Below are 26,364 nucleotides of genomic sequence, written 5' to 3' on the forward strand. Positions count from 1 at the left end.
TAGTTTTAAAAAGGGTAGGAGAAGTTATGGAAGAAAAAGTAGTTCAATCTCTTCCTGAAAGAGAGTTTCAGTCGGCAAATAGTTCTATTATTTCTCAAGTTTTTCGTGGGATTTTAGTGGGCTTGTTTGTTGGAGGTATTGTTGGTCTTTTTCGCCTCATGATTGAGAAGAGTTTTCATTGGATTCAATCCTTGTATGAAAAAAGCCATGAAAATTTAATTTTTCTAGTAATAATTTTAATCCTTTACCTACTTATTATGTTTTTGGTTGCTTGGCTAATGAAGTCTGAAAAGAATATTAAAGGGTCGGGTATTCCTCAAGTTGAGGCTGAGCTGAAGGGGCTCATGTCCTTGGACTGGTGGAGTGTATTATGGAAAAAATTTCTTGCTGGCTTTTTAGCTATTTCAAGTGGTCTCATGTTAGGTAGGGAAGGACCTAGTATTCAACTAGGGGCTGTTGGAGGCAAAGGGCTAGCAAAATGGCTTAAGCTTAGTCCCGTTGAAGAAAGGGTTTTGATTGCTAGTGGAGCTGCAGCTGGTCTGGCTGCTGCCTTCAATGCTCCGATAGCAGGTTTATTGTTTGTGGTCGAAGAAGTTTATCGCCATTTTTCAAAACTTTTTTGGATCTCAACTCTGGTAGCTAGTCTGGTAGCAAATTTTGTTTCCTTGGTGATTTTTGGACTTACACCTGTTTTAGATATGCCTGATAATATCCCAGCAATGCAATTGCAACAATACTGGATTTATCTACTTATGGGCCTTTTCTTAGGAATTTCAGGTTATGTTTACGAAAAAGTTGTCCTGTATATGCCAGACTTGTATAAAAAAATCGGTAAGATTTTACACTTATCACCGAACTACTACCCGGCAGTGGCATTTGTCTTGATTATACCTCTTGGTTATTTTCTGCCTCAAATTTTAGGAGGAGGTAATCAATTGATTCTCTCCTTGCATTCACAAAATTATTTACTTACAAGCCTTATTGCTTTCTTTCTTATTCGATTTATTTGGAGTATGATCTCTTATGGAAGTGGTTTGCCAGGTGGTATTTTTCTTCCGATTTTAGCACTGGGATCTCTATTAGGAGCGATTGTTGGAAATATCTGTGTGCAGTTTGGCCTTGTTAGTTGGAATCAATTTCCAATTTTTATCATTTTAGGCATGAGTGGTTATTTTGGTGCAATATCAAAAGCTCCCCTGACAGCCATGATCTTAGTGACTGAGATGGTGGGCGATATCAGAAATCTAATGCCTATAGCAATCGTAACTTTAACAGCCTATATCATAATGGATCTGCTAGGCGGAGCACCAGTTTATGAAGCCATGTTAGAAAGAATGCTCCCAGATAATATAGGAGATGATGGAGAAACAACTTTAATAGAAATCCCTGTTTCCGAAAAAATTTCGAACAGGCAGGTGAGGGATTTAAATCTTCCGCCAGATATTCTGATTGTTATGAATATTCATAAAGGTAAGAAGAATACTGTTAACGGAAGTACTAAACTCTACTTAGGGGATACGATTTATTTGGTAGTTAAACAACATGAAATTGGAAAAATAAAAGACTTATTACTATAAGATTTACTTCCCTTGTTTTTTGAAATTGACAAGGGATTTTTATTTGGATTAAATTATCTGACAATTCGTTGAAAAATGAGAAAATTTTTGATATAATTTCTTGAACATTATTTAGAAATTAAAGGAGATAGACCATGAAAAAAATGGGACTTGTCCTATTTTCAGCAGCTGTTCTCATGACAGCTTGTTCTGCAAATACAAACACAAGCAAAACTTCTTCAAGTAGTAGTGAAGCAAAAGTGACCTTATCGTCTAATGATAAGAAGGCTTTAGATAAGGCTACGTCGGAATATAAGACTTTTGTGGAAGGACAAATTGATCAGTTGCTGACTGATACTGAAAAATTCGAATCTCTTCTTAAAGAAGGTAAACTTGACGAAGCAAAGAAAATTTATCCACTTATTCGAATGAGCTATGAGCGATCAGAACCGATTGCTGAAAGTTTTGGTGAGTCTGATGTAAAAATTGATTTTCGTTTAGCAGATTATATGGATGAGAACAAGACTGAAGAAGGATGGTCAGGCTTCCACCGTATTGAAAAAATCTTGTGGGAACAAAATACCACTTCTGGAACAGAAACTTATGCTCATCAATTGGTTAATGACATTAAGGAATTGAAGGCCAAAGTTGCAACAGTAGAAGTTACTCCTGATATGATGCTGACTGGTGCTGTTGACTTATTAAATGAAGTTGCAACAAGCAAGATTACTGGTGAAGAAGAAATCTACTCTCATACAGACTTGTACGATTTCCGTGCAAATATTGAGGGTGCAGAGAAAATTTTCCAACTTTTTAAACCACTTATCAAGAATAAAGACGAAAAGCTTGTAGCTTCTTTAGAAAAAGAATTTAAAAATGTTAATAGCCTCTTGGATAAACATATGACAGATAGTCAGCACTATAAGCTATATACCGACTTAACTAAAGAGGACACTAAAGAATTAGCAGAAGCTGTTACAAAACTTGGTGAACCTCTGTCCCAAATGGGAGTCATTTTAAACGGGAAGTAATGATATGACAAACGACGAAAAATGGTTTGAAAAAAAGATGGACCGTCGTGAATTTCTTAAAAAAGCAGGGATTGGAGGCGCTGGTCTAGCACTGGGTGTTTCTGGTGCCTCTGCTTTTTTCGCTAATAAAGCACAAGAAGAAAAGAAAATTTCCGATGGTGGCGAAGAAATCAGCTTTTACGGTGAGCATCAAGCAGGAATTACGACTCCAATGCAAAAAAATATCTATTTTGTAGTGCTTGATTTGCATAGTACCGACAAAGAAGAAGTTATTCAAATGTTTAAGGACTGGACTGATTATAGCAGCAAGTTGGTGGATGGAGAATTGGTCAAAAAAGATGGTTCTAATGCCCTTTTGCCACCTAGCGACACTGGTGAAACAGTGGGTCTAAATCCCTATCGTTTGACTCTTACTTTTGGTGTGTCAGCTGATTTTTTGAAAAAAATGGGCTTGGAAAAGAAGCGTCCTAAAGAATTTCGTGACTTACCCCCATTTCCAAAAGAGCAATTGCAAGAAAAGTACACGGGTGGTGATATTGTAATCCAAGCTTGCGCTGATGATGAACAAGTAGCTTTTCATGCAGTCAGAAATCTAGTTCGCAAGGCTAGAAATACTGTTACCATGAAATGGAGTCAATCCGGTTTTGCAGCGATTGGCGACCGTATGTCAACTCCTAGAAATCTTTTTGGATTCAAGGATGGAACTGCCAACGTGACCAAAGAAAAGGATTTTGATAAAGTAATCTGGACTGAGAGTGACGACTGGATGAATGGTGGCACGTATTTGGCCGTTCGTCGTATTCAAATGTTTCTTGAGACTTGGGATCGGACAAACCTACAGGAGCAGGAAAATACATTTGGTCGTTATAAAGAAAGTGGCGCCCCGTTTGGTAAGAAAGATGAATTTGATGAGGTTGATCTAGATCTCTTACCGGTCGATTCTCACGTTCGCTTAGCTAAAGAAGTAAACAAACCAATCTATCGTCGATCTTATTCTTATTCCGATGGTATCGTCGAGAAAACAGGTCAGTTTGATACAGGTCTTCTTTTTCTTGCATTCCAAAAGAATCCGGATAGTTTTGTAAAAGTACAGACTAATCTTGGAGCTCAGGACAAGATGAATGAATATGTAACACATATTGGCAGCGGCCTCTTTGCTTGCTTTGCTGGTGTGAAAAAAGGAGAGTACCTTGGTCAAAAATTATTTGAATAAACTCCTAATTATCTTGGCAATAGCCTTCCTTTTTTTCGCTAAACCTGTTTTTGCTGAAGAAGGGTTTAGTCAGCTTTTTGTAAAGGTAACAGATGCTACAAGAGCTGTAGAGCAAGGCAATCAGGCTAAGGCGAAGCAATTGGTTGCTGAGATAAAGGAAGGATTTGAACAATTAGAGAATCATGATTCACCAGCTGGTAAAGAAGTCAGCAAAGCATTGACAATGAATGAGGTGACTAAGGAGAACTTAACCACGATTTCGTCTGAGCTCTTAAAGTTTGATAAGGAGCAACATCCAGTCGATCTTAATGCTGAAAAAGAAAAGTTGGTTAGTCGGTTAGAGTCAAGATTTGCGGATTTACAGGCAGCTATTTCAGCAAAGAATCTTGAACAAACTCGTTCAGCTTATAAAAAAATGAACTCGACCTGGACGGTGAACGAAGGTGTTGTTCGTGACAATAGTACTGCCCACTATGGTAGGATTGAGACTGCTATTTCTTTTTTACGTAGTGCAATTGAGACTGAGCCAGTTGATTTTTCAAGTGTTCAATCTTCTTTTGATGATTTAAAGACTGCTATTGATAGTTTTGTAAAGGGCGAAGAGGTTGCAACAACCGAAGGCAATCTTACTTTAAAAGATGGCATCCAGCTACTCGAAAAAGCCTTGGATGGATTTAAAGCTGGAAAAACTCAAGAAGCTAGCTCAAATATGAAAAAATTCATCACTATCTGGCCAAGCATCGAAGGAGACGTAAGCACGCGCAATCCTAGTCTCTATACTCGAGTCGAGAGTGAAACTCCAGTCATCATGGTTAAGGGAAGTGAAAAGGAATATCAAGATCAACTACAGGCCTTAATTAATGATTTGTCGCAGATTGATACGAGTGCATCCTATAACTTTTTTGATGCTATGCTCATTCTTTTGAGAGAAGGAGTAGAGGCAATCTTGATCGTTATGGCTCTTGTCACGACACTAAAAGCTGCCAAGATGAAAAAAGGACTAAAGTGGGTTTATACAGGAGCGGTTATGGGGATTTTGGCAAGCTTAGCGATTGCTGTCTTACTTCAATTCCTTTTCCCAGCAGTATCCTCAGGTTCTAATCGTGAGATCATTGAGGGAGCTGTTGGTATCTTTGCTGTTTTGATGATGATTATGGTCGGGATGTGGCTACATAGCAAGTCCTCAATTAAAAAGTGGAATGACTTTATGAACAGCCAGATGAAGGCTGTCACAGCTACTGGCAGTTTCATTTCTATGTTTGCACTTAGTTTTCTCGCTGTATTTCGAGAAGGGGCAGAGACGATTCTGTTTTATGCGGGAATCTATCCTAGGATTGATAAGGCAGGCTTTTTCCTAGGGATAGGACTGGCATTTCTTGTTTTGTTTGTTCTTGCTTTAGTTATGAATAAAGCTTCTGCTTATTTCAAACCACATCGAATTTTCTTGATTCTGACTTGGCTCATTTATGCTCTGGCATTTAAAATGCTGGGGGTTAGTATCCATGCTCTCCAGCTAACTAATATTTTACCAAGTCATCTGATGAATGGTTTCCCGTCGATTGATTGGGCTGGAATTTATCCAAGTCTGGAAGTTGTAACTTGTCAGTTGATATTTGTAGTTATTGTACTTATCATTACATGGAAGAATCGTGAGAATAGCCATGGATCATAAAAAACAAACTATCGTAGAACACTTGACAGAGTTTCGTAGACGGTTCATTTGGACTTTAGCTTGCTTTCTTCTGGTATTTTTACTTGGTTTTATCTACGCAGGTGATATTTATAGCTGGTTGACCAGTGGATTTGAAAAGAAGTTGCTTGTCTTAGGACCGAATGATATTCTTTGGATTTACGTCAGTTTGTCTAGCCTGCTAGCTTTTAGTGTGACCTTGCCTTTTATGGTTTATCAAATTTGGCAGTTCGTTAGGCCGGCTCTGACTTCAAGGGAATCGAAAGCGATTTTTGCCTACATACCGGCGACCTTTATCTGTTTTGTTTTGGGATTAGCTTTTGGTTTTTATCTGGTTAGTCCAGCTATTTTACAAGTCCTGCTTTCACTGGGAGAGGGCTTGTTTGAGACACAGCTTACCGCCCCAAATTATCTGGCCTTTCTCTTTCATACAACGATTCCGCTTGGCTTCTTGTTTGAATTGCCAGTTCTAGTATCATTCTTTACGTCGCTTGGTTTGCTCAAGCCACAATTTTTGGTACAATATAGAAGGTATGCTTACTTTATTTTGTTAGTCCTAGCAGTTATTTTGACACCTGCTGACTTTATCAGCGATTTAGCTATGACAGTTCCCTTGATTTTACTTTATGAAGTCAGTCTGCTGCTCAGCTATTATATATACAAAAAGAAAGAAAAGAGGAGTAAATAATGGGCATTTTAAGAGATATTGGAGCGCCAGGTCTAATTATTATTGTATTAGGAGCCTTGCTAATTTTTGGTCCCAAGCGTTTACCAGAGCTTGGACAATCAATTGGAAAAATGTTTTCAGAGTTTAAAAATGCTATGAACAATAATGAAAAAGATGCAGATTCGCAAGAAAAGAAGGAAAAAGGGGATTAACCCTTTTTCTTTTTGACTATCATCCTTGCTTATAGTATAGTTAGAGAAAAGAAGGTTAGAGGAGATTTTTATGCATCAGACCTATCATTTTAGTCAGCGCTTGAAGTTATTTCTTTCGATTTTTATTCCCGTCTTGATTTATCAGTTGGCAAATTATTCAGCGTCATTCGTAGATACAACCATGACTGGACAGTATGATACTCTCCATCTTGCTGGTGTGTCTATGGCTACAAGTCTGTGGAGTCCTTTTTTCTCTTTTTTAACTGGGATTGTATCGGCTTTGGTGCCGATTGTTGGGCATCATTTGGGAAAAGGCGATGAAAAAAAGATTGCCTCAGATTTTTATCAATTTATCTATCTTTCGCTTGGCTTATCCATTGTTCTTTTTTTGTTGGTTCTCTTTGGAGCTCCTTTAATTTTAGACAGTTTGTCTTTGGAAAACCAAGTAGCAGTAGTGGCTAAGCATTATCTCATTTACTTATCTCTTGGCATCATTCCGCTTTTACTCTTTAGTGTTGTACGCTCACTTTTAGATGCACTTGGTTTAACTCGCCTCTCCATGTACTTGATGCTTTTACTTTTGCCCTTAAATGCTGGTTTTAATTACGCCCTGATATATGGCGCATTTGGTTTTCCAGAAATGGGAGGTGCGGGAGCTGGTCTTGGAACTTCTGTAGCGTACTGGGTTCTCTTATTCATCTCTGTCTTGATTTTATTCAAACATCCAAAGGTTAAATCCTATAAGCTTTGGAAAAGACAAAAAGTGGTAGCCGAGGGAATTAAGGAGGGATTACGGCTTGGTTTACCAATTGGTGGAATTGTTTTTGCTGAAGTCGTTATCTTTTCTGTTGTAGGACTTATCATGGCCAAGTTTCCATCAATGGTGATTGCTAGCCATCAATCGGCAATGAACTTTTCAAATCTTATGTACGCCTTCCCCGCTGGCATATCTTCGGCAATGGCGATTGTGGTTTCTTATGAAATTGGTGCCAAACGCTATGATGATGTAAAAAAATACTGTCGCTTAGGAAGGGTTACGGCTTTGCTTATTTCAGGATTTACGCTTGTATTTCTCTATTTACTTCGAAATCAGGTTGCTTCTCTTTATGGAACAAATTCAGAGTTTATTGCTCTAACTTCCATCTTCTTAACTTATAGCCTATTCTTTCAACTAGCAGATACGTTTGCGGCTCCTTTACAGGGTATTCTTCGTGGTTACAAAGATACGACAGTACCATTTTACCTTGGACTAATTGGCTATTGGGGAGTAGCACTTCCGCTTGGATTATTTTTAGATAATATTTGTAAATTTGGTCCATATGGCTACTGGATTGGCTTAATTGCCAGCTTGATTGTCACTGGTATTCTTTATCAAATTCGTTTGAAGCAAGTCGAAAAGAAATCCTAATAAAATGTAATAGTTTTCTTGTTTGATATAAGTTCGTGATATCCGAACAATTACTCGCTAAATAGCTTTAGAATTTTGCTAAATCTTATTTTTGTGGTAAACTTCATTAGGAAACGTCAAGAAAGACGTAGCGATGCGAAAGTGCATAGGTAGGTCTAAATAAAGATTATTGCGAGGAAAGCTCTATGCTAAATGATTTTCAAGTTTTTGATTATGAAGATATCCAACTCATCCCAGCAAAATGTGTGGTTAAAAGTCGATCTGAGGCAGATACACGAGTGAAGTTTGGTAATCACACCTTCCGCTTGCCAGTTGTACCGTCTAATATGCAAACGATTATTGATGAGTCGGTTGCGGAAGAGCTTGCTCGAGGTGGGTATTTTTATATTATGCATCGTTTTGATGAAGAAGGACGTAAGCCATTTGTTAAACGAATGCATGAAAAAGGATTGATTGCCTCTATTTCGGTTGGTGTTAAAGATTATGAATATGATTTTGTTAGCAGTTTGAAAGGAGATGCACCTGAATATATCACCATTGATATTGCTCATGGCCATTCTGACAGTGTAATTAAGATGATCCAACATATCAAAAAAGAACTGCCTGAGACTTTTGTCATTGCTGGTAATGTTGGTACACCCGAAGCGGTTCGTGAACTGGAAAACGCTGGTGCGGACGCGACAAAAGTCGGGATTGGACCAGGTAAGGTTTGTATTACTAAAGTAAAGACTGGTTTTGGCACAGGTGGTTGGCAATTATCAGCTTTGAGATGGTGTTCTAAGGTTGCGCGCAAGCCGATTATTGCTGATGGTGGGATTCGGACACATGGAGATATTGCCAAGTCTATTCGCTTTGGGGCTAGTATGGTTATGATTGGATCGCTCTTTGCCGGTCATATTGAAAGCCCAGGCGAGACTATTGAAATCGATGGTGATAAATTCAAAGAGTATTATGGTTCCGCGTCTGAGTACCAAAAGGGCGCTTATAAAAATGTTGAAGGCAAAAAAATTCTGCTACCAGCTAAAGGTCATTTACAGGATACTTTGACTGAGATGGAGCAGGATTTGCAAAGTTCGATTTCTTATGCAGGCGGTCGCGATCTGCACAGTTTGACTAGAGTGGATTATGTTATCGTTAAAAATTCTATTTGGAATGGCGATGCACATTAAGGTATAATAAAGAAAAACTTATTTATCTTGCTAATGATTGGGGCAAGGTTTCTACAAGATGCCAAACATCTAACAATAAGTGAGTCTTACAAGTTTCCTGTTACTTTTGTAACAGGTTACTGTCGTTGTATGAGGACTTGCTTTAAGCAGGTCCTTATTTAGTTTTTAAAAGGAGATATAATGAAAAAATTAGAAGAACGAATCCTCCATGACGGAAATGTTTTAGGGGAAAATATTCTCAAAGTAGATTCTTTCTTGACTCACCAGGTTGATTTTACTTTGATGAAAGAAATCGGTCAGGTATTTGCTGATACGTTCCATGAGTCTGGAATTACAAAGGTCGTGACGATTGAAGCATCTGGAATTGCCCCAGCTGTCTATACTGCTGAGGCATTAGGAGTTCCAATGATTTTTGCTAAAAAGGCTAAAAATATTACCATGACTGAGGGAATTTTAACAGCTGAAGTATACTCATTCACAAAGCAAGTGACTTCGACGGTTTCGATTGCCGGAAAATTCTTGAGTCCTTCGGATAAGGTATTAGTGATTGATGACTTTTTAGCTAATGGACAGGCAGCTAAAGGTTTGGTTGAAATTATTCGCCAAGCAGGAGCGAGTGTGGAAGCTATTGGAATTGTCATCGAAAAGTCTTTTCAATCTGGAAGAAAATTATTGGAAGATGACGGACAAAAAGTTGTTTCTCTAGCTAGGATTGAAAAGTTTGAAAATGGAAAAGTTGTATTTGGAAAGGCAGACGCATAAGATGGAATACAAAGAAGAAAAACATTCGCAAGCAGCCGTTCTTGGCTTGCAGCACTTATTGGCTATGTATTCGGGATCGATTTTGGTTCCAATCATGATTGCTGGAGCTCTAGGATATTCTGCTGAACAACTGACTTATTTAATTTCGACAGATATCTTTATGTGTGGGGTGGCAACCTTCCTCCAATTACAGTTAAATAAATACTTTGGTATTGGCTTGCCTGTCGTTTTGGGAGTAGCCTTCCAGTCTGTTGCGCCTTTAATTATGATTGGACAAAGTCACGGAAGTGGTGCCATGTTTGGTGCCCTCATAGTGTCAGGTATCTATGTCGTTTTGATTTCTGGTGTTTTCTCAAAGGTTGCTGATCTTTTCCCGTCAGTTGTGACAGGGTCTGTCATTACAACTATTGGATTGACTCTTATTCCGGTTGCGATTGGTAATATGGGAAATAATGTTGAGAAACCAACTGCTCAAAGTTTAATCTTAGCAGCTGTTACTGTGCTCATTATTTTACTAATTAATATCTTTACTAAAGGCTTTGTCAAATCTATTTCTATCTTGATTGGTCTGGTTATTGGAACTTTTATTGCGGGTTGTATGGGTCTAGTAGATATTACTCCTGTTTCTCAAGCACCAATTGTTCATATTCCTACACCTTTCTACTTTGGTGCTCCCAAGTTTGAATTTTCTTCCATTGCCATGATGTGTATTATTGCTACAGTTTCTATGGTAGAGTCAACGGGAGTTTATTTGGCCTTGTCTGATCTTACCAAAGATCCGATAGACAGCAAACGCCTGCGTAATGGTTACAGGGCTGAAGGTCTAGCGGTCTTGTTTGGAGGTATCTTCAATACCTTCCCTTATACAGGTTTTTCTCAAAATGTTGGTTTGGTCAAGTTGTCTGGAATTAAGACTCGTTTGCCAATCTACTATGCAGCAGGATTCCTGGTTCTTTTGGGACTTGTACCAAAATTTGGTGCTCTAGCTCAAATTATTCCTAATCCTGTTTTGGGTGGGGCGATGCTAGTAATGTTTGGCTTTGTTTCAATTCAAGGGATGCAAATCTTGGCTCGTGTTGATTTCGAGCACAACGAACATAATTTTTTAATTGCAGCAGTTTCTATTTCGGCTGGGGTTGGTTTAAACGGAAGTAGCCTTTTTAACAGTCTGCCTTCTAGTTTACAGATGTTCTTTTCAAATGGCATTGTCATGGCCAGTCTGATAGCAATTATTTTAAACGCTGTTTTAAATCGAAAAAATAAATAAAAGGCTGTTTTTGAACTGCACTCCAAAGGTTAGATTTCTAATATCTAACTTTTTGGGGTCAGTACATTTACGGTCTTTTTTCAAATAAAAAAACCGCTTGAGTAGCGGTTATAGATTATTTTGTACGCATTTCACCTTGTGGGAAATAGGTTCCTTCATGCATATCGTTAATGATGACATGGACTGCAGATTGAGGAGCACCAGTATTTCTGACAACGGCTTCAGTTACTTCCTTGGCAAGAGCTTTTTTCTGCTCCAGAGTACGACCTTCAAATAAATCAATTCTAACAAATGGCATTAGATTGCCTCCTTTATTTTCTTAACTTTATTTTATCACAATTTAGGTTTTAATGCTCGTGCAATTATGGTACAATTAAATGGATTAACTTATAGAATGGAAGAAGAAAAAGTTAGAGATTATGGCTCAATTATATTATAAATACGGCACAATGAACTCAGGAAAGACTATTGAGATCTTAAAAGTTGCTCATAACTATGAAGAACAGGGCAAGGGTGTTGTGATTATGACCAGCGCGATTGACACTCGAGACGGTGTTGGGTATGTATCAAGCCGAATTGGTATGAAACGTCAGGCAATGGCAATTGAAGACGATACAGATATTTTGGGCTATATCAAAAATTTACCAGAAAAACCTTACTGTATTTTAATCGATGAGGCTCAGTTTTTAAAGCGTCACCATGTCTATGATTTGGCTAGAGTAGTAGATGAGCTAGATGTTCCTGTTATGGCCTTTGGCCTGAAAAATGATTTTCGCAATGAACTCTTTGAAGGCTCTAAACACCTCTTGCTCTTGGCTGATAAGATAGAGGAAATCAAGACTATCTGCCAATACTGTTCACGAAAAGCAACTATGGTTTTGCGAACAGATCATGGAAAACCAGTATATGACGGGGAACAGATTCAAATCGGTGGTAATGAAACTTATATCCCAGTCTGTCGCAAGCATTATTTTAAGCCAGACATTAATAATTGAATGATTGAAATAAAGGAGATGATGAAAAATCTATGAATATTTTTGAACAGTTACAAGCTGTAGAAGACCGTTATGAAGAATTAGGAGAATTGCTCAGTGACCCAGATGTCGTTTCGGACACCAAGCGTTTTATGGAGCTTTCTAAGGAAGAAGCTGGCACTCGCGATACTGTAACAGCTTATCGCGAATATAAACAAGTCCTCCAAAACATCGTCGACGCTGAAGAAATGATCAAAGAATCTGGTGGTGATGTGGACTTGGAGGAAATGGCCAAGCAAGAACTAAAAGATGCCAAGGCTGAAAAAGAAGAATACGAGGAAAAGCTTAAAATTCTTCTTTTACCCAAAGATCCAAACGACGATAAGAATATTATTCTTGAAATCCGCGGAGCTGCAGGAGGAGACGAAGCACAGTTATTCGCAGGAGACCTCTTGCAGATGTATCAAAAATACGCTGAAAGTCAGGGCTGGCGCTTTGAAGTTATGGAAGCCTCTTATAATGGTGTAGGTGGGATCAAGGAAGTAGTCGCTATGGTCTCGGGTCAGTCGGTCTACTCAAAACTCAAGTATGAATCGGGCGCTCATCGTGTACAGCGAGTTCCTGTGACTGAAAGCCAAGGTCGCGTTCACACCTCGACGGCAACTGTCTTGGTTATGCCAGAAATTGAAGAAGTAGAATATGATATTGATCCTAAAGATCTTCGTGTTGACATCTACCATGCCTCAGGTGCTGGTGGACAGAACGTCAATAAGGTTGCGACTGCAGTTCGTATTGTCCACCTGCCGACCAACATCAAAGTTGAAATGCAGGAAGAGCGGACCCAGCAGAAGAACCGGGATAAGGCTATGAAAATCATCCGAGCTCGTGTGGCAGACCACTTTGCTCAAATTGCTCAAGATGAGCAGGATGCAGAACGCAAGTCTACAATTGGTACCGGTGATCGCTCAGAGCGGATTCGCACCTATAATTTCCCGCAAAACCGAGTAACAGACCACCGTATCGGACTGACCTTGCAAAAACTGGACACGATTTTAGCTGGTAAACTGGATGAAGTCGTTGATGCTTTGGTTCTCTATGACCAAACGCAAAAACTAGAAGAGTTGAATAAGTAATGACATTGGCTCAATATTTGGCTGAGCTAGAGCAGGAGCTGGTAGCAGCGGGAGAAGAAGCAGAAAGCCTGTCTTTCGTTTATCGGGCTCTCAATCAGCTTTCCTTTACTGACTTTGTTCTCAAACTTCGGGCAGAAGTCAGTCAAGAAGATCGTGAGCAGCTAAAAGCAATTCAAGAGCAGCTACTTGCTCACAAACCTGCCCAATATATTATTGGCAGCAGTGACTTTCACAGTCTGACTCTCAAGGTGGACGAGCGAGTTCTGATTCCAAGGCCCGAGACGGAGGAGCTGGTGGAACTAATCTTGTCAGAAAATCCTGAAAATTCTCTTTCTATCTTGGATATCGGAACAGGTAGTGGAGCCATTGCTCTTGCACTGGCAAACAGCCGTCCAGACTGGCAGATTACTGCTTCTGACCTTTCGGAAGACGCTCTTTCCTTGGCAAGAGAAAATGCTCAGTCATGTGGACTCAGCCTCACTTTTGTCCAATCTGACTGCTTGGATGCAATTCAAGGAAAATTTGACATTATCGCCTCCAATCCGCCTTATATTTCAGAAGAAGATAAGGATGAAGTTGGACTTAATGTTCTGACCTCAGAGCCTCACATGGCTCTCTTTGCGGAGGAAGATGGCTATGCAGTCTACCGGAAAATAGCCGAGCAGGCAGGAGACTATCTGACAGAAAAAGGAAAAATCTATCTGGAGATTGGCTACAAGCAAGGAGACGGTGTCGTGGATTTATTGAAACAATTCTTCCCCCAAAAACGAATCCGAGTCCTGAAAGATCAATTTGGCAAAGATAGAATGGTGGCGATGGACAATGGATAAGATGGAAAAGACTCTGGCAGCAGGTGGAGCGATTGTCCTGCCAACAGAAACAGTTTATGGCCTCTTTGCTCAGGCATTGAATGAAGAGGCGGTTGAGCGAGTCTATGAGTTAAAGCGAAGACCTCGCGACAAGGCTCTTAATCTTAATGTGGCTAGCTTAGAAGAGATTTATGCCTTTTCTAAGAATCAGCCCACTTATCTAGATCAACTCTACCAAGCCTTTCTGCCTGGGCCATTGACAATTATTCTCCAAGCCAATGACCAAGTGCCGACTTGGATAAACTCAGGTATGGATACTGTTGGCTTTCGGATTCCTAAACATCCGGTTACACTGGACTTGATTCGAAAGTACGGTCCCTTGATTGGTCCATCCGCCAATCTTTCTGGAAAAGTTAGTGGAACTTCTTTTCAGCAGATTGTGATGGATTTTCAAGAGCAAGTCTCGGGAGTAGAAGATGATGCTGCTTTGACAGGTCAGGATTCAACCATCTTGGACTTATCTGGAGAAAAGGCTCGTATTTTACGCCAGGGAGCGATTACTCGCGAGGATATCCTCGCCCAAGTAAATGGTATAAAATTTTAACTTTTAGGACCTTGGGTCCTATTTTCGCAAAAGAAGGGAGACACCTTATGATTTTTGACCAAGAAGACTACAAAGCATTTGACCCAGAGATTTGGGAAGCAGTTGCAAAAGAAGAAGAACGTCAGCAACATAATATTGAGCTGATTGCTTCAGAAAATGTCGTTTCTAAAGCTGTCATGGCTGCTCAAGGTTCTATTTTGACCAATAAGTATGCTGAAGGTTACCCAGGTCGCCGTTACTATGGTGGTACAGATGTAGTGGATGTGATTGAGAGCCTTGCAATTGAACGTGCCAAGGAAATTTTTGGTGCTAAGTTTGCCAATGTGCAACCTCACTCAGGCAGTCAGGCTAATTGCGCTGCTTATATGGCTTTGATTGAGCCAGGTGATACAGTTATGGGTATGGATTTGTCTGCAGGTGGTCACTTGACTCACGGTGCGTCAGTCAGCTTCTCTGGGCAAACCTACAATTTTGTATCTTATAGCGTAGATCCCGAAACAGAATTACTGGACTTTGATGCCATCCTCCAGCAAGCCAAAGAGGTTCAGCCTAAGCTGATTGTGGCGGGAGCTTCAGCTTACTCTCATATTATTGACTTTTCAAAATTCCGTGAAATCGCTGATGCGGTAGGCGCTAAGCTCATGGTTGATATGGCTCACATCGCTGGCTTAGTCGCTGCAGGTCTCCACCCAAGCCCTGTACCTTATGCAGACATCACAACAACAACGACCCACAAGACCTTGCGCGGACCTCGCGGTGGATTGATTTTGACAAACGATGAAGACTTGGCTAAGAAAATTAACTCAGCTATCTTCCCAGGCATTCAAGGTGGACCATTGGAGCATGTCATTGCAGCCAAGGCTGTGGCTTTTAAAGAAGTCCTTGACCCAGCTTTCAAGGTTTATGCTCAGCAAATTTTGGATAATGCCCAAGCTATGGCGCAAGTCTTTCGTCAGCATGACAAGTTCCGTGTGATTTCTGATGGAACTGAAAATCATCTTTTCTTGGTGGATGTTACCGAGGTTGTAGAAAATGGGAAAGTTGCGCAAAATCTCTTGGATGAGGTTAATATTACGCTCAATAAAAACTCCATCCCTTACGAGACTTTGTCACCATTTAAGACTAGCGGGATTCGTATCGGTACAGCAGCTATTGCAGCTCGAGGCTTTGGTGTAACAGAAAGTATCAAGGTAGCAGAGCTTATTATCAAGGCTCTGGAAAATGCTGAAAACGAAGCGGTGCTCAATCAGGTGCGGGCGGAAGTTCGCGAATTAACGGACGCTTTTCCGCTCTATGAGGGCTTGAACTAAGATGGATATTTACGTAAAAAAAGCGATTATTCATCAATTCAGCCCAGCTGATACCGAACTGCTACTGGCGGATAAGTTTCTCAACATCACTCCCAAGATTGAAGAATACCTGCGCAAGAAGATTGAGCGGGTCTACTCTGACGATGCTAAAACAGGTGTTTTCGATCCGGAAAACATCTTTTTAGCCCAGATTTCAGATGACTTATTGGAAACATCAGTAACAGTGGCTAAGCTCTGGCAGGGGGAGTTTTCTGTCAGTGAAAACCAGAAAACCAACGATCTGATTTTTGTCCAGTTTGACAAAGAAGGTGTAGAGCACTTCGCTTTTCTGCGGATTGCTCTGCGAGAAACCCTGACCCACTTGGGTGGTGAGGTGGACAATCCTATCAAGCTGACGCAGAACAATCTGCCTGGCTTTGGTACGGGTGCGGACGAGGCTTTGGTCATCAATCTCAAATCTCGCAAGTACCATCTGATTGAAAAACGCATCAAGTACAATGGTGCTTTTCTCAATTATATGTCAGATAATCTCTTGCAGGTCAATCCGACAATCTCAGCTAAGAAATCAATCAAAGCACTTGAGAAGACTGCTCAAAAAGTTGCCGAAAGTTTTAATAAAGACGATTTTCAGTTCCAGTCTAAGGTCAAATCCAGTATTTTCAAAAATCTGGAAGAAAATGACGAACTGTCACCTGAAAAATTGGCTGACGATCTTTTTGATAACAATCTAACAGCTCGACTTAGTTTTATTGACCAAGTCAAGGAAGCTATTCCTGAGCCAGTCAAGTTTGATGAGATTGACAGTAGTCGCCAGAAGAAAAGGTTCGAAAATCAGAAACTCTCCCTTTCAAATGGAATTGAGCTCATTGTTCCTAATAATATCTATCAAGACGCAGAGTCAGTAGAATTTATCCAGAACGATAATGGGACCTATTCTATTTTGATTAAGAACATCGAGGATATCCAAAATAAATAATGTTTAAATTTCTAAGAAGACTGATTCTAGTCCTTTTTGTGCTCTTTGCTGGCTACAAGATTTATCAGATTCATCATGATGTCAAGCAGGTTATGAAGTATCAGACTTTAGTCAGAGAAGTATTGGACGAACGTGACACAGCGGCCAATGAAGAATTGGTGTTGGCCATGATTTATACAGAGACCAAGGGGAAAGATACTGATGTTATGCAGTCCAGTGAAAGCGCGACCGGTCAAACCAATGCTATCAGGGACAACAAAGAAAGTATTCGACAGGGAGTTCAGACCTTATCTGATAACCTAGAGTTAGCTAGCAAGAAAAAGGTAGACGTTTGGACAGCAGTACAAGCCTATAATTTCGGTCAAGCCTATATCGACTACGTAGCTAAAAACGGTGGTGAGAATACACTGGAGCTGGCCAAAAAGTATTCCAAAGAAGTAGTAGCACCAAGCTTAGGAAATGTAACCGGCAAGACCTATGGCTACTATAACTTGATTTCAATTTTCCACGGTCCAGAGCTCTATATCAACGGCGGTAATTATTATTATTCCCGTCAGGTCAGACTAAATATGTATATTATGAGAGTTATGAATTGGTTCTAAAATTATTTGATATTGGCTTAAAATCAAGGATTCATTGATTTTAAGCTTTTTTACTCTATTTGAGTTTTTGATTCTCATTATAAAATATTATTCTATATTAAGATATATATATAGATATCTTAATTAGAATAATGTATAATAATTAATTGGAATTAAATGCGTATTTAGGAGATTACAATGGGAAAAGATTTATTTAATGCTCACCTGAGTAAGTTTTCAATTCGAAAACTAAACATTGGTGTTTGTTCTGTACTCTTGTCGACCTTGATTCTTTTAGGGACAGCTACACAAGTTAGTGCTGAAGAAACTAGTACTAATGGATCCCAAAATGAGATTAGTAAAGCAGACGTAACCGAGTCGCCAGTAATTTCTGACGAATCAACAACTTATGAACAGGTTCAAAATACAGAAAAAACGGAATCTGTACCTGATTCTGAAAAGTCACAATCCGCTGATAATCCTATTCAAAGAAATTCGGGATTAGAGGAAGTAGAAAAAACTAGCGATTCTATTGAAACTAAAAGTGGTGATGATATTCAATCAACTGTTGTTGGGCAAGGATCAACTGAATCGCAGGTAGTAGCTGAGAATTCAGGAGTGAAAACAGACGTGACTCAAGCTAGTCGTTCTCGTCGTGTGAGACGGGATGCTACACCTACTGGACAAGAGAACAGTGGAACAACAGGAGTTACGATAGGTACTGGTCCTGCTGGAGCAGACGATGCAACTTCTAAGCCTAGGGTCCCTAAACCAAGCTTGGATGAATCTCTTAAGAAAGACAGTGTTCAGCTAGCTAAGCAGATTAGTTGGCTTGATTTTTCAGATAGCGCAAGTTGGAAAAACTTGGATCAACGTGGCGGTCTTAAGGTAGGGACCACCTTCACCAAGGAAATTTCACCTGGCTATGTAGTGACCTTAACGGTCAAAGAGCTCAAGCCTTTTAACTCAACTGAAATCTATAAAAAGCGGGTTGCAGGTACTGCAACAGAGGGGACCTATAACCCCGACGCTGAGAATGGTTTCTTAACATCTGCGCCATATTATGGTAAAACACCACCTCCATCAGTCACAGGGGCAGCCCAGAACGAATGGACGACCATACGTGACCAAGGCTTTAATACTCAGAAGCGCAAGACTCAGTTAGTTTATCCAATGAACTCTACCAACTGGGGGGTAAAATTCGATATTGAGGCTACCTATCTTGGTAAGCGTGTAGCCCCTACGGTGGTTATGGCCGATGGTGAAGATGCCAACCCAGGTGAATTCGCAATCTTTACCACTAACGGTACGGGTTGGGAATATATGGGTGAATGGAAGATGAAGAGCCCGGCCAAAGAAGCCTATACGGTTATCACCAAAAAAATGTTGGATGATGAGGACGTTAAGAGAAGAGGCCTCTTAATCCTTAAGGATAAGAGCGTAGACTGGTATAAATACCTCAGTCCAGATACCGTGACGGGTGGTCTTGGGACTCAGGTCTTCGGGCCGAACCGTTCTAACGAACGGACGGTTCCTGTGGTAATGACGCGTGGGGCTTCTGAAGTAGGTTTCTATGTTGCATCATCTGGGCAACAAGCCATGATGATGGGCTTTCTCGTGGTAGACGGAAGTGATGCGCCGGAAAGTTATGGTGAGGCCTTCCATACCATTTCGACACGTGATTCAGTGACAAACGATCCTATCAATCAACCTTATTTAGGAACAACGCCAGCTGATATTGATGTTGAGTCATCTAATGACTGGGTTCTGGATGATAAAAAGGAGCATAAGGACGAGGGGGCCAGCCAATTACTAGCAGACGATCAATTAAGTACTTCTAATGATTTGCTAGATTTAGACAAAGCAAAAAATGGGACATATACGATTAAAATCAAAGCTAACCCAAATGGCAATGCTAAATCTTATGTCAAGGCCTGGATAGACTTCAATAATGATGGAGTCTTTAATGAAAGCGAAGGTAGCAACCTACAAGAGATTACAGCTGCTGGTGACTATACCTTGACCTTCAATGCCAACTCAAATATTACTGGCGGTCAAGTGGACAAATTGGGTATGCGTTTCCGAATTGCGACTAATAAAGGCGATATTGAGCAACCAACCGGTATTGCTTTTAGTGGTGAAGTAGAAGATATGCTCTTGCACCGCATTTATCCTCCAAAGGGGGAGAAGCAGACTACAGACGGCTTTACAGGTGAGACTCAAACTGCTGTCCTTCACTTCACACCTAAAGGAACGGATCGCTCAGACGACAGTGTCAATACAGTTATGAGCACCCAAGCGCCTCAGGTTCTGGATAATCAAGGCCAAGTTCTGACAGCCCTTGATGGTAACTATATTCGTCCTGAAGGAACCTATCAAGTGACCGTCAATGGCAATGATGTGCAAGTAACCTTTACACCAAAAGCGGATTTTTCTGGAACTGCTGACGGAATTAATATTCGCTGGACTGATAGCAATGGTACATCAACTGGATGGACTTCGACGGATGCTTCTGATCCTAATAAAAATGATCAATTGACTACAATGGATGGCCGTTATGTGCCGACAGTCCGTAAGATTCCAAGCTACGAATCAAGTGGTCTTCAGGGACTGGAACAAAACAAAACGCTAGTCTTTAACGATGATGATGCGAATACGACCCCTGTCACACCAGATGCTACTCGTCAAGCTAGCTTTGTGGATGCGAGTGGTCAGCCGGTAGCGGGCAACACGGTGCCTGCAATGTCTAATGGCCAGCAAGTGGGAACCTATGAATTGGATCCAAATACTGGCCAAGTGACCTTCAAGCCTATCAAAACTTTTTATGGCACGCCAGACCCAGTGGTAGTTCAAGTCAGTGATACCGATGGTAAAGCACATCGGGCACGTTACCAACCTAAGGTAAGCCAAGTCACACCAACCAGCACCAATGCTGAATCAACTGGTCTCCAAGGCCAACCACAAAGTGGTAAGCCAATCTTCACTGCAGGCGACCAACAAATCCCAATTGACATGAGCAAAGCCATGACTTTTGAAAATGGGACGAACACCTTGGAAGTAGCTAATGAAGGAACTTATACTATCAATTCAGATGATACCATTACCTTCAAGCCACTTAAACAATTCACTGGCAAGGCGACTCCAGTGACGGTCAAACGTGTTGATACCAATGGCACCGAAGTGACTGCAACCTATACACCTAACGTGACCATGGTCACACCAACCAGCACACCTGCTACTTCATCAGGTCCTCAAGGGGTGCCACAAACAGGAACGCCGGTCTTCAAGGAAGGCGACCCAGCAGTCCCAATCGATATGACCAAGCCAATGACCTTTGACGATGGTCAATCTAAGAAGACAGTTGTGGGCGTGGGAGAATACACCATCAATTCAGATGGATCTATTACCTTTACTCCAGATAAGAAATATGTGGGAACCCCAGCCACAGTGACAGTCAAAAGAGTTGACGAAAATGGCACAGAAGTGAGAGCAAGCTATACGCCAACTGTTACCAAGGTAACTCCGACTGGTACTGGTGATAATACAGAAGGATTGCAAGGTCAGGTTCAAGAAGGCCATGTTAGCTTCACACCAGGTCATGAATCTGTGCCGTTTCCAGCTGAAACAACTCCGCTCTTTGACAATGGTTTGACTGTTAAAGAGGTCCTAAACGTTGGTAAATTTGAAGTGGATGCGAATGGTAAAATTACTTTCACGCCAGACAAGCAGTTTAAGGGAACCACTCCTGAGCTGACATTGATTCGAGCAGATGTGAATGGCACTCCTGTTACAGTCAAATACCAAGCAGTGGTGAAAGAAGTGGTTCCTACAGGTACCAATGCGACTAGCACTGGTCTTCAAGGTTTACCACAATCAGGTACTCCTACTTTCACACCAGGTGACAAAGCTGTGCCTATAGATATGACTCAAGCAATGACCTTTGAAGATAATCAAAGAACTAAGAAGGTAGACAAGGTCGGGACTTATGTCATTGAGTCAGATAGCTCGATTACTTTCACTCCAGAAAAGCAATATGTGGGCACGCCAGCTCCAGTGACGATCAAACGCGTAGACACAAATGGCACCGAAGTAAGAGCAACATATACGCCAACTGTGACGCGAGTAACACCAAGAAGCACAAATGCTGATTCAACAGGCCTGCAAGGCCAACCACAAAGCGGCAAGCCAACTTTCATTCCGGGTGACCAAGCAGTTCCAATCGACATGACCAAACCAATGACATTTGAAAATGGAACTGACACGTTAGTAGTAGCTGATCAAGGAACTTATACGATTAATTCAGATGGTTCCATCACCTTTAAGCCGGAGAAGAAATTTACTGGTAAGGCAACACCAGTCACGGTTAAACGTGTAGATGCGAATGGCACCGAAGTGATGGCCACTTACACTCCTACTGTTGAAGAAGTTATTCCAAACGCAACTGGTGATCAGACTGAAGGTCCACAAGGATTGGTTCAGAATGGCAAGATTATTTTTGAAGCTGGAAGACGAGAAGTTGGTTTTTCAGCAGAAAATCCTCCAGTTTTTGACACTGGTACCAATGTGAAAGAAATTGAAAATGTTGGTAAGTTTGAAGTGGATATTGATGGTAATATTACCTTTACCCCGGTCAAGACATTTGTAGGTAAAACACCAGAAATTGAAGTCAGTCGTGCAGATGTCAATGGTACCCTTGCTAAGGCAAAATATCAAGCAACAGTGACGGCTGTAAAGCCAACTGGTATTGGAAACAAGACAGAAGGCTTGCAAGGTCAAGTTCAAGAAGGCAAGGTCGCCTTCACTCCAGGCCATGACTCTGTTCCATTCCCAGCTGGTTCAACTCCGCTGTTTGATAACAATTCAACAGTGAAAGAAGTTCCAAATGTCGGTAAGTTCGAAGTGGATGCAGATGGTAAGGTGACCTTTACTCCAGACAAACAATTCAAGGGTGAAACACCAGAGCTTGAATTGACACGCACTGATGCCAATGGCACCCCTATTACAGTTAAGTACCAAGCGGTAGTGAAAGAAGTGATTCCAACTGGCACCAATGCGACTAGCACTGGTCCTCAAGGTGTTCCACAAACCGGTACTCCAACGTTTGCGGGTGGTGATCCACTAGTTCCAATTGATGAATCAGTAGAGCCAACTTTCGAAGATGGCAGCAAGGAGAAAAAGATTCTAGGTCAAGGAACTTACACCATTGCACCAGATGGAACTTTAACCTTTACTCCAGACAAGCAGTTTGTCGGAAAACCAAATCCAGTAACGGTTAAACGCGTGGATAAGAATGGTACCCCAGTCACTGCAACTTACAGTCCAGAATTCACTAAGGTCACTCCAACGAGCACTAACGCAACCAGCACAGGTCCTCAAGGTGTTCCACAAACCGGTACACCAACCTTCCAAGGTGGTGATCCACTGGTTCCAATTGATGAAACAGTTGAACCAACCTTCGACGATGGAAGTAAAGAGAAGACCATTCCAGGTCAAGGAACTTACACGATTGCGCCAGACGGAACAGTAACCTTTACTCCAGATAAGCAGTTTATAGGTAGTCCAGATCCAGTAACTGTTAAGCGTGTGGATAAGAATGGTACCCCAGTTACTGCGACTTACAGTCCAGAGTTTACTAAGGTGACTCCTACAGGCACTGGCGCAACAAGTACAGGTCCTCAAGGACTTCCGCAAACTGGTACTCCAACCTTCCAAGGTGGCGATCCACTGGTTCCAATCGATGAAACAGTTGAGCCAACCTTCGACGATGGAAGCAAAGAGAAGTCTATTCCAGGTCAAGGAACTTACACGATTGCATCAGATGGCACAGTAACCTTCACCCCAGACAAGAAGTTCGTTGGTAAACCAGATCCAGTAACGATCAAACGCGTTGATAAGAACGGCACTCCAGTCACTGCGACTTACAGCCCAGAATTCACTAAGGTCACTCCTACAGGAACTGGTGCAACTAGCACAGGCCCTCAAGGACTTCCACAAACAGGTACTCCAACCTTCCAAGGTGGTGATCCACTGGTTCCAATCGATGAAACAGTAGAGCCAACCTTCGAAGATGGAAGCAAAGAGAAGTCTATTCCAGGTCAAGGAACTTATACCATTGCGCCAGATGGAACTGTAACCTTCACTCCAGACAAGCAGTTTGTAGGCAAACCAGATCCAGTAACCGTTAAGCGTGTGGATAAGAATGGTACTCCAGTTACTGCGACTTACAGTCCAGAATTTACGAAAGTAACACCAACTGGTACAGGTGATAAGACAGAAGGTCTTCAAGGTCAAGTGCAAGAAGGTAAAGTGACTTTCACTCCAGGTCATGACTCAGTTCCATTCCCAGCTGATTCGACTCCACTATTTGACAATGGGACAGCTGTGAAGGAAGTTCCAAATGTTGGTAAGTTCGAAGTGGACGCAGATGGTAAGGTGACCTTCACTCCTGATAAACAGTTCAAGGGTGAAACACCAGAACTTGAATTGACTCGTATGGATGCCAATGGAACTCCTGTTACCGTTAAGTACCAAGCGGTTGTGAAAGAAGTAACACCAACTTCAACGGATGCCACTTCAAATGGTATCCAAGGTCAACCGCAAAAGGGTACCCCAACGTTCACAGAAGGTAATCCACTGGTTCCAATTGATGAAACAGTCGAGCCAACCTTCGAAGATGGAAGTAAAGAGAAGACCATTCCAGGTCAAGGAACCTACACGATTGCGCCAGACGGTACAGTAACCTTCACTCCAGAAGCTGATTTTGTAGGGAAAGGAACTGGCGTAACAATTGTTCGTAAGGATAAGAACGGTACCCCAGTTACTGCAAGTTATCGTCCAACGGTTGTAGATCCGTCTACTGGTCATGATACGACTTCTACAGGAGCTAAAGGCCAATCGCAAGTGGCAACTCCAGCGTTTGAAGGACATATCGATAGTACAGTTCCACCAACCTTTGAGGATGGTAGCACGACTATGGTTGTTCCGGGTGAAGGAAGCTATACAATTGATAAAGATGGTAAGATTACCTTTACTCCAGAGGCAGACTTTGTTGGTACAGCCAAAGGAGTGGTTGTAAAACGTTTGGATATTTATGGTAACGTTGTTACAGCCCAGTATACACCAACAGTTATCGGTCAAACACGAGTAGAAGATGTAACCTCAGAAGGCCTCAAGGGTCAAACACAGACTGGTAAACCAATTTTTGAAGGTGACGTAGACTTAACAGTAGCGCCAACCTTTGAAGATGGTTCGACTGAAAAAGTTGTTCCAGGAGAAGGAACTTATACCATCTCGCCAGATGGTGTTGTAACCTTTATTCCAGAGCCAAACTTTGTTGGTACAGCCAAAGGAGTCGTTGTAATCCGTAAGGACCGCAATGGCCAAACAATTTCTGCAAGCTACACACCGAGAGTGACAGAAATTCCAGTTGTTCCAAACAGACCAAGTACTCCAGAACAACCAAAGGCACCAGTGATTCCTGTTGCTCCTACGGTAGTCGTTCAAACACCTAAAGCTGAAGAGAGAGTAGAATCTGTTTATGTCGATCCAAAAGATGAAAAAGGGGTTCTTCCAAGAACAGGAAGTCAGACAAGTGATCAGACTGGTTCAGGTCTCTTAGCAGCCATTGCCAGCTTAACATTCTTTGGTTTAGCAAATCGGAAGAAGAAATCTGAAGAAGATTAAGAGAGATCAATGTCTCCCCATTCGACAGATTGAGTGAAGTTTAAAAGCGATTCGGATTGAACTGCACCCCAAAAGTTAGATAGAAAAAATCTAACTTTTGGGGTATTTTATTATAAGATTAACTTATGAGGACAAAGTTCAGATATACGATCTTAGAAAACAAGGAATCAGCTTAAAGCGACTTTCAGAAAAATATGGAATGAACCTTTCAAATCTTGAGTACTTAATCCGATTGATTGATCGCTATGGAATATAGATCGTTAAAAAGGGGAAGAATCGTTACTATTCTCCTGAATTAAAACAAGGAATCATTGATAAAGTCCTATGTGAAGGCCGTTCGCAAGATGGAGTTTCTCTGGATTATGCTCTCCCAAATCGTGTGATGCTTCCTAGCTGGCTGGTGCGGTATACTGTTGTTGAGGAAAAAGAGGGAGACCAGCTAAAATGGGACGTAAACGCAAGAAAACTTGGGAAGAAATGACTGAACTAGAGCGACTTCAAGAGGAGAATGAACGCTACGTACCGAGGTGGCCTTCCTAAAAAAGTTAAAAGAGCTAGAAGACAGGGACGAAGCCATAGAGCGAGAAAGGCAGAGACAGTTAGAGAAATGGTTTCAGGAGGATTTCGACTAGATTTACTTCTTGAAACGGCTCGTTTAGCTCGCTCAACTTATTATTATCAATTGAAACAGCTGGGGCAACCAGATAAGGATAAAGAGCTAAAGGATGAAATACAAGCCATTTATAGTGAACATAAAGGCAACTATGGCTATCGTCGAATCCATTTAGAATTAAGGAATTGTGGTTATACGGTCAATCATAAAAAGGTCCAATGTTTGATGAAAGTTCTTGGTTTAAGTGATCGGATTCGTCGTAAACGGAAGTATTCTTCTTACCAAGGAGAGATTGGCAAGAAAGCAAAAAATCTTATTTAACGCCAGTTTGAAGCAGCCAAAACAATGGAAAAGTGCTACACCGATGTGACAGAGTTTGCCATTCCAGCAAGCAGGCAGAAACTCTATTTATCCCCTGTTCTGGATGGATATAACAGCGAAATTATTGCTTTTAATCTTTCTTGTTCGCCTAATTTAGAACAAGTAACGATGTTGGAACAAGCATTCACAGAGAAACACTACGAGAAGACGATTCTCCATAGCGATCAAGGATGGCAATACCAACACGATTCTTATCATCGGTTTCTAGAGAGTAAGGGAATTCAACCATCCATGTCACGCAAGGGTAACAGCCCAGGCAACGGCATGATGGAGTCCTTCTTTGGCATTTTGAAGTCGGAAATGTTTTATGATAAAGTTTCTTGTA

19 protein-coding genes, 1 pseudogene and 1 riboswitch are annotated in these 26,364 nt (G+C 41.2%); of the genes and pseudogenes, 19 read left to right on the plus strand and 1 reads right to left on the minus strand.

The window, feature by feature from the left end:
- Positions 1-26: 26 nt before the first annotated feature.
- The 10 genes from PCY09_RS01575 (at position 27) to PCY09_RS01620 (ending at position 10,975) form a co-directional block, all read left to right on the plus strand.
- Complete coding sequence (locus PCY09_RS01575) at positions 27-1,577, plus strand: ClC family H(+)/Cl(-) exchange transporter (RefSeq protein WP_125397054.1); 1,551 nt, start codon at positions 27-29, stop codon at positions 1,575-1,577.
- 134 nt (positions 1,578-1,711) lie between these two features.
- Entirely contained in the window at positions 1,712-2,587 is an 876-nt protein-coding gene (efeO, locus tag PCY09_RS01580) for an iron uptake system protein EfeO (protein WP_125397053.1), read from the plus strand.
- Between the two features lie 4 nt (positions 2,588-2,591).
- A complete protein-coding gene (gene efeB / locus PCY09_RS01585) occupies positions 2,592-3,800 on the plus strand; it encodes an iron uptake transporter deferrochelatase/peroxidase subunit (protein ID WP_096755232.1) in 1,209 nt (402 codons plus the stop codon).
- A complete protein-coding gene (locus tag PCY09_RS01590) occupies positions 3,778-5,472 on the plus strand; it encodes an FTR1 family protein (RefSeq protein WP_125397052.1) in 1,695 nt (564 codons plus the stop codon). Before efeB ends, PCY09_RS01590 begins: the two co-directional genes overlap by 23 nt.
- Positions 5,462-6,178: a twin-arginine translocase subunit TatC gene (tatC, locus tag PCY09_RS01595; RefSeq protein ID WP_061601992.1), complete on the plus strand. Its 717-nt coding sequence runs from the start codon at positions 5,462-5,464 to the stop codon at positions 6,176-6,178. Before PCY09_RS01590 ends, tatC begins: the two co-directional genes overlap by 11 nt.
- Positions 6,178-6,369 carry a twin-arginine translocase TatA/TatE family subunit gene (locus PCY09_RS01600; RefSeq protein WP_045774046.1) on the plus strand — a complete coding sequence of 64 codons (192 nt, stop codon included), beginning with the start codon at positions 6,178-6,180 and terminating at the stop codon, positions 6,367-6,369. Before tatC ends, PCY09_RS01600 begins: the two co-directional genes overlap by 1 nt.
- Positions 6,370-6,439: 70 nt before the next feature.
- Entirely contained in the window at positions 6,440-7,777 is a 1,338-nt protein-coding gene (locus tag PCY09_RS01605) for an MATE family efflux transporter (protein ID WP_061601991.1), read from the plus strand.
- A gap of 185 nt (positions 7,778-7,962) precedes the next feature.
- Entirely contained in the window at positions 7,963-8,946 is a 984-nt protein-coding gene (gene guaC, locus PCY09_RS01610) for a GMP reductase (RefSeq protein WP_008808651.1), read from the plus strand.
- A riboswitch (purine riboswitch) is annotated at positions 8,945-9,042 on the plus strand. Its footprint overlaps the gene before it by 2 nt.
- 84 nt (positions 9,043-9,126) lie before the next feature.
- Positions 9,127-9,708 (plus strand): xanthine phosphoribosyltransferase, encoded by a 582-nt coding sequence (locus PCY09_RS01615; RefSeq protein WP_061583785.1) that lies wholly within the window; start codon positions 9,127-9,129, stop codon positions 9,706-9,708.
- 1 nt (position 9,709) lies between these two features.
- Positions 9,710-10,975, plus strand: a complete 1,266-nt coding sequence (locus tag PCY09_RS01620) for a nucleobase:cation symporter-2 family protein (RefSeq protein WP_061601990.1) — start codon at positions 9,710-9,712, stop codon at positions 10,973-10,975.
- Positions 10,976-11,090: 115 nt separating this feature from the next.
- Here the strand turns inward: PCY09_RS01620 and PCY09_RS01625 are convergent, their stop codons facing one another.
- Positions 11,091-11,273 (minus strand): 4-oxalocrotonate tautomerase, encoded by a 183-nt coding sequence (locus PCY09_RS01625; protein WP_061583787.1) that lies wholly within the window; start codon positions 11,271-11,273, stop codon positions 11,091-11,093.
- A gap of 121 nt (positions 11,274-11,394) precedes the next feature.
- On the opposite strand from PCY09_RS01625, the gene PCY09_RS01630 reads away from it, so the two are divergent.
- From PCY09_RS01630 to PCY09_RS01670, 9 genes and pseudogenes are all read left to right on the plus strand, one after another.
- The gene (locus PCY09_RS01630) at positions 11,395-11,970 is read left to right on the plus strand and encodes a thymidine kinase (RefSeq protein WP_061583788.1); all 576 of its coding nucleotides are present in this window, start codon (positions 11,395-11,397) and stop codon (positions 11,968-11,970) included.
- 32 nt (positions 11,971-12,002) lie between these two features.
- Positions 12,003-13,082 (plus strand): peptide chain release factor 1, encoded by a 1,080-nt coding sequence (gene prfA / locus PCY09_RS01635; RefSeq protein ID WP_061583789.1) that lies wholly within the window; start codon positions 12,003-12,005, stop codon positions 13,080-13,082.
- The gene (gene prmC / locus PCY09_RS01640) at positions 13,082-13,912 is read left to right on the plus strand and encodes a peptide chain release factor N(5)-glutamine methyltransferase (protein ID WP_061601989.1); all 831 of its coding nucleotides are present in this window, start codon (positions 13,082-13,084) and stop codon (positions 13,910-13,912) included. The genes prfA and prmC overlap by 1 nt, the downstream gene beginning before the upstream one ends.
- Entirely contained in the window at positions 13,905-14,495 is a 591-nt protein-coding gene (locus PCY09_RS01645) for an L-threonylcarbamoyladenylate synthase (protein WP_061583791.1), read from the plus strand. Before prmC ends, PCY09_RS01645 begins: the two co-directional genes overlap by 8 nt.
- A gap of 47 nt (positions 14,496-14,542) precedes the next feature.
- The gene (gene glyA / locus PCY09_RS01650) at positions 14,543-15,805 is read left to right on the plus strand and encodes a serine hydroxymethyltransferase (RefSeq protein ID WP_061583792.1); all 1,263 of its coding nucleotides are present in this window, start codon (positions 14,543-14,545) and stop codon (positions 15,803-15,805) included.
- Position 15,806: 1 nt separating this feature from the next.
- Positions 15,807-16,781 (plus strand): nucleoid-associated protein, encoded by a 975-nt coding sequence (locus PCY09_RS01655; protein ID WP_061601988.1) that lies wholly within the window; start codon positions 15,807-15,809, stop codon positions 16,779-16,781.
- Complete coding sequence (locus PCY09_RS01660; RefSeq protein WP_046165585.1) at positions 16,781-17,383, plus strand: lysozyme family protein; 603 nt, start codon at positions 16,781-16,783, stop codon at positions 17,381-17,383. The genes PCY09_RS01655 and PCY09_RS01660 overlap by 1 nt, the downstream gene beginning before the upstream one ends.
- A 177-nt stretch (positions 17,384-17,560) precedes the next feature.
- Complete coding sequence (locus PCY09_RS01665; RefSeq protein WP_125397050.1) at positions 17,561-25,045, plus strand: CshA/CshB family fibrillar adhesin-related protein; 7,485 nt, start codon at positions 17,561-17,563, stop codon at positions 25,043-25,045.
- 112 nt (positions 25,046-25,157) lie between these two features.
- Positions 25,158-26,348: pseudogene (locus tag PCY09_RS01670) on the plus strand (IS3 family transposase); the annotation flags it as partial.
- Between the last annotated feature and the right edge of the window lie 16 nt (positions 26,349-26,364).

It is taken from the genome of Streptococcus sp. SG2, assembly GCF_030439925.1.
GTDB lineage: Bacteria > Bacillota > Bacilli > Lactobacillales > Streptococcaceae > Streptococcus > Streptococcus gordonii.

Excerpts from the sequence above, each read along its gene's own strand:
- PCY09_RS01655 (WP_061601988.1), top strand. The coding sequence starts at position 15,807 with ATGGATATTTACGTAAAAAAAGCGATTATTCATCAATTCAGCCCAGCT.
- guaC (WP_008808651.1), top strand. The coding sequence starts at position 7,963 with ATGCTAAATGATTTTCAAGTTTTTGATTATGAAGATATCCAACTCATC.
- PCY09_RS01605 (WP_061601991.1), top strand. The coding sequence starts at position 6,440 with ATGCATCAGACCTATCATTTTAGTCAGCGCTTGAAGTTATTTCTTTCG.
- PCY09_RS01620 (WP_061601990.1), top strand. The coding sequence starts at position 9,710 with ATGGAATACAAAGAAGAAAAACATTCGCAAGCAGCCGTTCTTGGCTTG.
- prmC (WP_061601989.1), top strand. The coding sequence starts at position 13,082 with ATGACATTGGCTCAATATTTGGCTGAGCTAGAGCAGGAGCTGGTAGCA.
- prfA (WP_061583789.1), top strand. The coding sequence starts at position 12,003 with ATGAATATTTTTGAACAGTTACAAGCTGTAGAAGACCGTTATGAAGAA.
- PCY09_RS01645 (WP_061583791.1), top strand. The coding sequence starts at position 13,905 with ATGGATAAGATGGAAAAGACTCTGGCAGCAGGTGGAGCGATTGTCCTG.
- PCY09_RS01625 (WP_061583787.1), bottom strand. The coding sequence starts at position 11,273 with ATGCCATTTGTTAGAATTGATTTATTTGAAGGTCGTACTCTGGAGCAG.
- efeO (WP_125397053.1), top strand. The coding sequence starts at position 1,712 with ATGAAAAAAATGGGACTTGTCCTATTTTCAGCAGCTGTTCTCATGACA.
- efeB (WP_096755232.1), top strand. The coding sequence starts at position 2,592 with ATGACAAACGACGAAAAATGGTTTGAAAAAAAGATGGACCGTCGTGAA.
- tatC (WP_061601992.1), top strand. The coding sequence starts at position 5,462 with ATGGATCATAAAAAACAAACTATCGTAGAACACTTGACAGAGTTTCGT.
- PCY09_RS01600 (WP_045774046.1), top strand. The coding sequence starts at position 6,178 with ATGGGCATTTTAAGAGATATTGGAGCGCCAGGTCTAATTATTATTGTA.
- PCY09_RS01665 (WP_125397050.1), top strand. The coding sequence starts at position 17,561 with ATGGGAAAAGATTTATTTAATGCTCACCTGAGTAAGTTTTCAATTCGA.
- glyA (WP_061583792.1), top strand. The coding sequence starts at position 14,543 with ATGATTTTTGACCAAGAAGACTACAAAGCATTTGACCCAGAGATTTGG.
- PCY09_RS01575 (WP_125397054.1), top strand. The coding sequence starts at position 27 with ATGGAAGAAAAAGTAGTTCAATCTCTTCCTGAAAGAGAGTTTCAGTCG.
- PCY09_RS01630 (WP_061583788.1), top strand. The coding sequence starts at position 11,395 with ATGGCTCAATTATATTATAAATACGGCACAATGAACTCAGGAAAGACT.
- PCY09_RS01660 (WP_046165585.1), top strand. The coding sequence starts at position 16,781 with ATGTTTAAATTTCTAAGAAGACTGATTCTAGTCCTTTTTGTGCTCTTT.
- PCY09_RS01615 (WP_061583785.1), top strand. The coding sequence starts at position 9,127 with ATGAAAAAATTAGAAGAACGAATCCTCCATGACGGAAATGTTTTAGGG.